General features: G+C 59.2%; 5 protein-coding genes and 4 pseudogenes. 6 read left to right on the top strand and 3 right to left on the bottom strand.

Going from position 1 to position 9,796, the window contains the following annotated elements; all coding sequences use genetic code 11:
* From JOY90_RS26025 to JOY90_RS26015, 3 genes and pseudogenes are all read left to right on the top strand, one after another.
* Positions 1-847: pseudogene (locus tag JOY90_RS26025) on the top strand (integrase); the annotation flags it as partial.
* Between the two features lie 373 nt (positions 848-1,220).
* Complete coding sequence (locus tag JOY90_RS26020; protein ID WP_367276999.1) at positions 1,221-1,553, top strand: transposase; 333 nt, start codon at positions 1,221-1,223, stop codon at positions 1,551-1,553.
* Positions 1,554-1,565: 12 nt separating this feature from the next.
* A pseudogene (locus JOY90_RS26015) lies at positions 1,566-3,149 on the top strand (IS66 family transposase).
* Between the two features lie 102 nt (positions 3,150-3,251).
* Here the strand turns inward: JOY90_RS26015 and JOY90_RS26010 are convergent.
* Both JOY90_RS26010 and JOY90_RS26005 read right to left on the bottom strand, forming a co-directional pair.
* Positions 3,252-5,195: a glycosyltransferase gene (locus JOY90_RS26010; protein WP_291693970.1), complete on the bottom strand. Its 1,944-nt coding sequence runs from the start codon at positions 5,193-5,195 to the stop codon at positions 3,252-3,254.
* 5 nt (positions 5,196-5,200) lie between these two features.
* Positions 5,201-6,658, bottom strand: a complete 1,458-nt coding sequence (locus JOY90_RS26005) for an HlyD family secretion protein (protein WP_291693969.1) — start codon at positions 6,656-6,658, stop codon at positions 5,201-5,203.
* Positions 6,659-6,979: 321 nt separating this feature from the next.
* On the opposite strand from JOY90_RS26005, the gene JOY90_RS26000 reads away from it, so the two are divergent.
* On the top strand, positions 6,980-8,029 hold the full coding sequence (locus JOY90_RS26000; protein ID WP_291693968.1) for a DUF2334 domain-containing protein: 1,050 nt from the start codon (positions 6,980-6,982) through the stop codon (positions 8,027-8,029).
* A gap of 217 nt (positions 8,030-8,246) precedes the next feature.
* Positions 8,247-9,365 carry a DUF2336 domain-containing protein gene (locus JOY90_RS25995; protein ID WP_291693967.1) on the top strand — a complete coding sequence of 373 codons (1,119 nt, stop codon included), beginning with the start codon at positions 8,247-8,249 and terminating at the stop codon, positions 9,363-9,365.
* A gap of 31 nt (positions 9,366-9,396) precedes the next feature.
* Here JOY90_RS25995 and JOY90_RS25990 read toward each other — a convergent pair.
* Positions 9,397-9,554: pseudogene (locus JOY90_RS25990) on the bottom strand (IS630 family transposase); the annotation flags it as partial.
* A 61-nt stretch (positions 9,555-9,615) separates the two neighbouring features.
* On the opposite strand from JOY90_RS25990, the pseudogene JOY90_RS25985 reads away from it, so the two are divergent.
* A pseudogene (locus JOY90_RS25985) lies at positions 9,616-9,796 on the top strand (tyrosine-type recombinase/integrase); the annotation flags it as partial.

Genomic DNA, 9,796 nt, shown 5'->3' with positions numbered 1-9,796 from the left:
CACGATGAGGTCACCAAGGAAAATGGACCTTATATCGCTAACGGGAGCATGCGCACTCTGCGTGCAATCTACAAACAGGCGCGCAAGACAAACAAGAAGCTTCCTTCTGATAATCCTGCAGACGCGGTCGATTGGAACGAAGAGAAGCGACGGGACACCGGCATGGGTGCTGGTGACTTGAAAAGTTGGTTCTCGCAGCTAGCCGCGCTGGAAAATCCTGTCCGTCGTGAATTTCATCTGTTGATGTTGTTGTCAGGGTCGCGGCCAACCGCTTCGCGGGAGATCAAGCTTAGCCACGTAGATTTTCGAAGGCGTACATTGCACATTCCTAAGCCAAAAGGGCGGCAGCAAACGAGCATTTGATATCCCGCTCTCGCGAGAGATGGTTCGCTGCCTGGTGCGGTTACTTCGCTTTGGTAGAGAAAAATATCCGTCGCAGGCGACAGAGTGGGTGTTCCCTGCCGACAGCGCATCGGGGCATCTCGCTGAAACAAAGGAAGATCGAGATGAACTCTCGAAGTGGGGCAATGACCTTCGACAAACATTCCGAACCATCGCGACCACTGCCGGTGTGTCCGAGATTGACGCGAAGCTCCTGATGAATCATTCGATTCCGGGCGTGAACGCTGGCTACATCACTCGGCACAAGCTTCTGGAAGACCACCTACGCCAACAGCAACAAGCGATTAGTAGCGCTGTATTTGCAGCGTTGGGAAGATCGATTGTGGAAGATCAAGCTCTACGAAGCTGGTTCGGCCCCGGTGCAGCCCGGCGAGCTACGCTGGGCTGCCACAATGGGCTGGCCGACCATGAGACGGACGCAGCACCAATTCGGCAGGCGGCTTGAGCCAGCAACGCAAGTGTCAGCGAATCCAAGTTGGGGGTTCGAGTCAGGGGTAGAGAGCTTCACCGAGTCGTACACCAGCGCGCAGCTCCCCGACTACTACGGGCTAAAAAACCAAGTGGTGCGCCTGATCCCGCTCTGCCTTTGCCTGCAGCCACCCAGGCGCAATAACTCGATCCGTTTGATTCCCTAAGCTTGAGTGCTTTGGCTGTCGAATCCGCTCGCTCACGGAGCAAAAGCTTCACTCATATCGATTAGCGCGACAAGTAGCTGTATCGATTTCATAGTCAGAGGACGATTTGTATCCCTCAGATAGCGGCCGGCTTGCGGGATAAGTGAGACTGTGAGTCACGTGAGTATTCACAGGAGTGCTCACATGATGAACGGGCGGGTCGAGATCATTACATCGGTCGAGCGGCGGCGGCGCTGGAGCGCTGCGGAGAAGCGACGGCTGGTCGCAGCGACGCTTGCGCCTGGAGCGAGCGTGTCGGCGATCGCCCGGGAAGCCGGCGTTCATCCGAGCCAGCTGTGGGGCTGGGCGGCGGCAGATGCGGGCGACCGCGCCGGTCCAGTTCACGCCGGTGCGCGTTGCGGAGGAAGCGCCATCGATTGCCGCCGATCCACAGCTTTCGTCCTCAGGCGGCGGGCTGAGCTGCGACGCGTTGACTCATGTCGCGGGATTGCACCTGCGAATCACGCGGTATTGTGATCCAGTCGTCGCATGACGACGACGACATCCGATTCCCTTCCCGACGACACCGATGCCTTGAAGGCCGCGTTGATCGAGACGCGTGCCAAACTCTCCGGCGCCGAGGCGCCGATCGAGCATCTGCAGCTCCTGATCGCGAAGATGAAGCGCGAGCTGTTCGGGCCGCGCTCCGAGCGCAGCCAGCGCCTGCTCGATCAACTGGAGCTGCAGCTCGAGGAACTGGCCGCGGCGGCAGCCGAGGACGAGGCCAAGGCGCAAGCTGCCGGCGTGGAGCTGCGAGGCTTCACGCGTGCCAAGACACGCCGCGACTTCCCCGCGCATCTGCCGCGCCGGCGGATCGTGCACCCGGCGCCGAGCGCGTGCCCGTGCTGCGGCGGGACCAAGCTGTCGAAGATCGGCGAGAACGTCACCGAGACGCTCGACGTGGTGCCGCGGCAATTGTTCGTCACCCAGCATGTGCGCGAGAAGTTCTCCTGCCGGGCGTGCGAGAAGATCACACAGCCGCCAGCGCCCTTCCATGCGATTGCGCGCGGCTTTGCCGGGCCGAGCCTCTCGCGATGAATCCTGGTCGACAAATACGCCAATCATCAACCGCTGAACCGGCAGAGCGATCAGTTCGCGCGCGAGGGTGTTGAGCTGTCGCTCTCGACCATGGCCGATCATGTCGGTGCCTGCGCGGCGAACCTGATGCCGCTCTACGAGCTGATCAAGGCCCATGTGTTCGCCGCCGAGCGTCTCCATGGCGACGAGACCACGGTGCCGGTGCTGGCCAAGCTGAAGACGCGCACGGGACGGCTGTGGACCTATGTGCGTGACGATCGTCCGTTCGGCGGCAAGGCTGCGCCGGCGGCCGTGTACTTCTACTCGCCCGATCGCGGCGGCGAGCATCCCGAGCGGCATCTGGCCGCCTACCAGGGAATCTTGCAGGCCGACGCGTATGCCGGCTTCAACGCGCTGTACGAGCGGCCGGAGCGGAAGCCTGGGCCGATCGTCGAAGCGGCATGCTGGGCGCATGCGCGACGCAAGCTGTTCGAACTCGCCGACATCGCCTCGAAGGCTCGCGGCAGGACCGCAGCCATCATCTCGCCGATCGCGTTCGTGGCCGTGCAGAAGTTCGATGCCGTGTTGGCCGCCGAGCGCGCGATCAGCGGACCGTCGCCCGCCGAGCGCGCAGCGGTTCGACGCAAGGACGTCGCGCCACTGGTCGACGAACTGATCGAATGGATGAAGCGCGAGCGCGCCAAGCTCTCCAACCACAATGCCGTCGCCAAGGCCATGGACTACATGCTCAAGCGTGTCGATGCGTTCGCGCGCTTCCTCGACGACGGTCGCATCTGCCTGAGCAACAACGCCGCCGAGCGGGCGCTGCGTGGGATTGCACTCGGCCGCAAGGCTTGGCTGTTCGCCGGCTCCGATCGTGGCGGCGAACGCGCAGCGGTCATGTTCACGCTGATCCAGACCGCCAAGCTCAACGATGTTGATCCGCAAGCCTGGCTCGCCGACGTCCTGGCCCGCATCGCCGATCACAAGATCACCGAGCTTGCCGACTTGCTGCCCTGGAACTGGCGCCCCACCCGGATCAACCAAGCCGCCTGATCCGGCCTCACGCCAGACTGGCTACCCCCGCGGTCTACTGCGGACGGTTACGACGATTTCGTCAACGTCACCGAACAGTCTGCGGCTAATGGCGTCGCCGCCTTATCGCGCGAGCCTGTGCAGAATGCCGGCCAAAACGCGAGCGGCATCGACCTTTTCGATCGGCTTGCCGTATCGCTCCGAATAGACGCGCCGGGTCATCACCTCGCGTGCCTTGTCACCAATGAGACTGACGGCAAACTCGTTGGTGCCCTTGCGAGCAATAACTGCGGGGCATTCGGTCCCCTCCAAAATAACTGTCGCCGACGACCCGATGGGACCCGATATCTCGCCCGCGAGACGCATTCCGCTGGCGGAGATATCTTTGACATCGTAGATCAGCGTCTGACCGGCGACTTTAATCAGCACCGGTTCGCTGGTCGCGAAGCGCTCGTCCAGACGACGTCGTGGCTGCTCGATGCAAACCAAGCAACAAATTGTAAGGACAAGGAGGTTGTACCAAGCCCAGAACAGGTTGAGCGCCCCACCATCTTGGATCAAGTCAGAACTGTCGAATGCGAACATCTTGATCAAACCCAAGATCGTGATGGATGCTAGAACGAGGAAGCGGCCGAGCAGCCCCCAATGAACATTCAGGCCGCCATAGTGAATTCCTTTTGGTGTTACCTTGAATGTGTGTCCACGCGGCTGAACGAGGGCAAAGACTACAACTAAAATAATCTCCGGAGCAATGAGCATCTGGTAGACGTCGGCAATGATCGGCAACATACGGCCGCCGCCAAGCCAGGTCGTAATCGCAATTTGCGTAATCACCATGGGAACAAAGTGAGCCACTGCGTCCGAGAGGTTTGCCTGCACCATGCGAATGTCAAACAAGAAATACAATGCGGGCGCGAGCATACAGAACATGCGAAACAGAAAACTGCCGCCCCAGTAGAGAAATGTCTCGACGAGACTTATTCGGAACGCGAGTGGAAGGCCGTTGCCGAGCCGGAATGGACCGGAGGGACCGCGACAGATTTGCACAAGGCCAAGGCACCAGCGCGTACGCTGCGTTGCGTATTCGGTAATGCCCTCAGGGGCGAGACCGACTGAAAGCTTTTCGTTCAGGTAGATCGTCTTGTAGCCGCGTTCCCGTAGACGCACTGTGAGAAGGAAGTCCTCGGTCACCGAGTCCGTTGGAAAACCTCCAATCTCACGCAATGCGGAGAATCGAATAATGGACGAGGTGCCGCAACAGAACGCCAGCTCCCAGGCGTCCTTGGCAGGCATGATGATGTCGAAGAAAAATCGCTGTTCGTCAGGAAAGACTTCCGTGATGGCGAGACTGCTCTGGATCGGGTCCGGATTGAAGAAATGCTGCGGCGTCTGGACAATGCCGATAGCCGGATCCTCGAACAGGCACAGCGCGCGCGAGACGAAATTTGAAAAAGGCACGAAGTCGGCATCGAGAACCGCAATGAAATCCGGGGGCGCCTCCAGTTTCGCAAGATGCTTCATGGCATGATTGATGTTGCCGGCCTTGGCATGGGAATTATCCGGCCTTGTAAGATAGTGGCAGCCCTTGTGGTCGCAGAGATCGGCTAACCAGTGGCGCCTTCCGTCATCGAGGACCCAAACCCTATAATTCGGATAGCCCATACCCATCGCACCAATGATGGTGCGCTCGAGGATCGCCTTGTCTTCATTGTAGGTGCAGATCAGGACGTCGACGAGCGGCCGCGTTCGCATGAGCCACGGCATGTTGGCCGCAACGGCCGTCGACCGCGACGAATTCTTCGACAACAGGATCCAAGTGATGGATCCGCCAATCCCGGTCATCAGCTCGGTGCCTAAAAAGCCAAGCCCGAAGAACCAATCCGTGGACCAGACGGACTGCGGCAATGTCTGAGTGATCCGCCAGACAAGGTAGTTCCAGGTCATCAGCAATGAGACAGCGATGAACGCAGCACGGACCCAATTGCTTTCGCGATTAGCCCAGGGCAGCACCAAGCATAGGAGGCCGGTCGCAATCAGGGCCGGCGCGATCGATTCGGTTATAGACATGGTGATTAAGAGGGCAAGAAAAAGGACATCGCTTCTCTAAGCGACTGCAACGTTCCGCTGCCGGCAGCGGAAGGATTGAACACGACTGTTCCAGAATGGCCAACGGCACACTGCGTCGTCGCGAGTTCGGGCACCGACACGGCGACACGATACCCCCCGGACGACAGTCCTGTCGGCTGAATCGCGAGGTTGTCCGGAGGCGCCGCGCTTCCCGACATCCGGACAATCGTTCCGCTGTATTTCTTCGATTGCCCGGAAAAGCGGAACTGCGCGTTGTCACCGAGCCGCAATTGATTGTATACGGTTTCGCGAACCGTCGCACTGATGATGGTCCCGGAACAATCGAGAAGGCGCAGAAGATCCTGTCCTTTTCTTACCTCTTCGCCGGGGGCGACCAGGATCTCCCAAACTGATGCTTCGGCGGGAGACGACAGCACCACGCTGGAGAGCTCGGAATATCGCGAAGCTTCCGCATCGAGCGCGGCGTGGAGCTTGGCGAGGCGCTGGTCGTAGACATTGAGCTCCGATTCGGTCTCAGCAAGGCGGATCGACAGATCATCCATATGCTGAAGCGAGCTCGGCCGATCATTATAGGAATCTCCGACATATTCGCCGCGGCGCGCTCCCTCAAGCTCGACCTCGCTGGCGAACAGCCGGTGATTGAGGGACCTTTGGTTCTGAGCTGCAACCTTCTCGTCGCGTTCTGCCCGCTCCACGGCCACAGCGGTTTGAAATCCTGACGCGGCCAGCCCTTTCGTCCGTGCGAGCGTCGACGCGGCCTCGGTCTCCAAAGCATCGGTGGCGGAAGCTTGCGCCTTCAGGTCCAGAACACGGGCTTCGAGCTCCCTGATGCGACCGGCTTGAAATGCGCGCGCCTGCTTAGAAATCTGCTCGTGGAGCTCCTTCAGACTCGACAGGCGTTTGACGATCACAGGGCGCTCCGCCTCCGTTTGATCGACCTGCCTCTGCAAATCGTCCAGCCGTGCCCGGTCGGCCCTGCTGTTGGAAATGCGCAGCATTGCGCGACCTTTAGGCGCCGTCGCCCCGATAGTCGGAAACAAATCAGCCCTCTCGACCTTGCCCTCGATCGGTGCGCGCAGTGACACCAGGCGCGCATTGATGACCGCGTCCGCGCTCGACAGTTCGAGCAGGCGCTGGACCGGCCCCACTCCGGCTATAACAACTATGCCAAGGCCGAGCGCCGACTTGAACACGCGCCACCCGAATCGTGCCAGGATTCCGCGTCGTCGGGGCGCGGAAGCAGATACAGCCATGTCGAGTTCTGGCGATCCCGAAGCCTCGAAGGCCTCCTGCAATAGCGCGGATTGAGCGCGCACGTCCAGGCTCCCGAACCGATCTGTGACCGCTGCGTCGATCGGTTCAGACGAAGCTGGATGACTGAGCGGAGAGGACTCGGATACCTCCGCCCCGGTGTTCGACGCTTTTCTTTGCTCGGCGGGCATTGCCATTCCCTCATGCCGATGCGCAGCTCCATCCGCGCATCGCAATCGCAGGAAACTATACAGAATAGCTTCTCTTTGCGTTTACGATCTCGCCATTGCATTTCTGCAAGCTTAAGTTTGAATGAGGGAGCCCCAACGGCGGACGAAAGAGCTCGTCGCCCCTCGGTCTGGCAAGAAGCTTCATTGCTGATTCATCAATGAGAAGATTTCCTACCCGTAAAATTCCCGGGCCAAGGCCGTTGGTCATCTGGCCTCTATGCGCGCCGATCTTGATTGCTCGATCAACATCGCGATCAAGGCCGAGGGAACGAGGCATCCGACATGGACGGTTGGCAATTCGGCCCAGCGCAGGAGCTGCGTCAGGCATTCATTTTGGACGACAATCGGCTGGGCCCCATTCACTGGTACTGTCCCGGCAAGTCGGCCGTCGTCGTCATGTCCATCGACGACATTTTCCCTGGGACGTCAAAAAGCGCTTATGAAGCCGGCGGTGATCTCGAGAAAGGCGCGCTACGGCACGTGCTGTGGCTGCTGGACCGGCATCCGCAATTGCAGCTCACCTTCTTCGTTACGCCGGACTGGCGACGGATCGCGCCCATTGCCGATAGGCTCGGGCGACATGTGCCTTGGCTTCGCGATCGCGTCTATCTCACGAAGATCCTGCCGAAGGGGACGATGGACCTTCGTAACCATCCGGAGTTTGTCGCCTTCCTCAATGCGCTGCCGCGCACCGAGATCGCTCTTCACGGTTTGCATCATGTCAATCCAGGTCCCTCGGTGTCCGTCGAATTTGAACATCAAGATCGTGCGGGTTGCGCGGCCATGCTGGCCGAAGCGTTGCAAATTTTTGACGAGGCTGGCTTGCGCTACGTACGAGGGCTTCAACCTCCAGGATGGACTTGCACCGCTGCGCTACAGCAGGCGTGCCGCGATATCGGAATAGAATGGGTAACGTCTGCGCGAGATGTAGTTTCTCTCGTGTCCAAGGACGCCAGAACGGCGATGTCTGGTCTCACCGGCGTAAGTATGTTGTTTCCAGAACGTATCGCGGCAGGCCTGCTGCATATCAGCTCCAACTTTCAAGCGACTTCGGTGCCAGAGCGCGCCTTCGACATTCTAGATGCGGGTGGCGTCCTGTCCATCAAGGCGCATATCACCAAGAATGTCCCGGGCCACACACATCTCGACGGAGTGGATGATCTCTACATGAACTATCTCGACCGTCTGTTTTGCGACATTGAGGAACGCTATGGAGACACGGTCGAGTGGACGACGTTAGGTCAGCTCGCGAGCTCGCTGTCGGTATCGTCGGCGCCGTCGCTCGTCGAAAACGCCGCTCCAGAGGCGATCGCTGCCTATCGGGCCGCGTAGCCGGAGTTGTGCTTGCGATCGCGGAGGACAAGCGCGTCCTCACACTGCACTCAGGCCAAAGACGTTGATATGGTAATTCGATGCCGCTGTCGTGATATCGATGTTCGACCGCGACGGTTGGATTGGTCAGAAGTGATTAAGGCAGGCGCTTTAGACTGCCCAGGCCATTGCAAAGACTCTCCCTGAGCTGCCGCACTGCCAACTCATCCAGGGCCTCATGATCGCACCAAAATCGTTCTTGCGGGAATTGGATGACGCCATTTTGCGCGGGTCGGCCGAAAGCCGGGAGAAGGCATTGTGGTACGCGACTGATTTGCTGATGGTCGGTCGCTTTGCCGAGGAGGAGATCTGGACTTTCGGTGAAGTCATCGGACGGCTTGCCGATGTCATCGAGGTCGCTGCCCGCGCTCGCCTAGCTGCGAGCCTGGCCAATGCAACCCACGCCCCGATGAATGTCGTCAAGAAGCTTGCCTTCGATGACAGCATTGATGTTGCTGGCCCAATTTTAGAACGCAGCGAACGGCTCGACGCCAAGACTTTGATCAGTAACATCAGGACCAAGGGCCAGCCGCATCTTCTGGCAATCTCCAAGCGAAAGTCTATCCCTTCCGAGGTGACGGACGAACTCGTGGCTCGCGGCAACCGTGAAGTTCTGGCTTCGGTCGTCGCCAATGACGGCGCCAGCTTTTCGAAATTCAGCTTTCTGCACACGATCCAGCGTTCCGGCAACGATTCCTTCCTTGCGGAGAGCCTTGGCTTCCGGAAGGATATTCCGAGGCAGATGTTCCAGCAGTTGATCGCAAAGGCGTCCGCGGACGTCAGACGAAAGCTTGCACAAGAGCGCCCGGATCTCATAGGACCGATTCAATCATCCGTAATCGAGGTCGCCGGAGCGCTGCAATCGCGATTCAAGCCCGCAACAGAGAAATACTTCGCAGCAAAGAGGGTCGTCACGGCTCGTCATCGGCGCGGAGAACTGAACGAGAGAGTCATCCTAGAATATGCACGAGACCACAAGATCGAGGAGGTGACGGTCGGACTTTCACTGTTCGCTTCCCTGCCTTTCAACGCGGTCGAACACGCGCTGGCGCACGCGGAACTCACACTCATTCTGGCTAAAGCTCAAAACTTGGAATGGGAAACGGCGATGGCTCTGCTTTTTCTCGGCGCCAAGGAGCATTGTATCAAAGCGAATGACCTCGACACCATGAAGCAAGAGTTTACGCGTCTGAACCGCGAAACTTCTCAGAAAGTGTTGAGTTTCTACCGGTCGCGCAGACGCCCCCCATCCGCAGAGTGGGATCAGCGGCGGTTACCACAGCTTCACTCGGTGTAAGCGGCGAACGCGCGGCACTAGTCACGTGAATCTAAGGTTCGCCACATAAAGTCTGCTGGGGTTCTGTGGCAGAAGCGTTTGACGTAGGCCAAAATCTGGTCGGCAGACATGGTCCACGTGAAGGGCTTCGGTTTTTGTTGTAAGATCGATGAAGGTTCTGATATCGGCCTCGAGCTGCCTCACGGAGGTAATGTGAACTGGTGCCGGTTGTCTGAACAAAAATTCCGCGTCGATAAGTGGAGCGTCTGCGGAGGTTGCACGCTTTCTGGAGGCCGCGCCGAGCATCAAATACAAGGCCGCGCTCAGCGTCGCTTACGGCGCGGGGCTGCGCGTCGCTGAGGTCGTCGCGCTGAAGGTGTCCGACATCGATTCCGAACGCATGATGCTGCGCGTCGAGCAGGGCAAAGGCCGCAAGGATCGCCACGCGATGC

It is taken from the genome of Bradyrhizobium sp. (assembly GCF_019242285.1).
In the GTDB taxonomy this organism is placed as follows: domain Bacteria; phylum Pseudomonadota; class Alphaproteobacteria; order Rhizobiales; family Xanthobacteraceae; genus Bradyrhizobium.
Note: the sequence above shows the minus strand (reverse complement) of the source record. Positions and strands in the feature narration are given on the sequence as shown.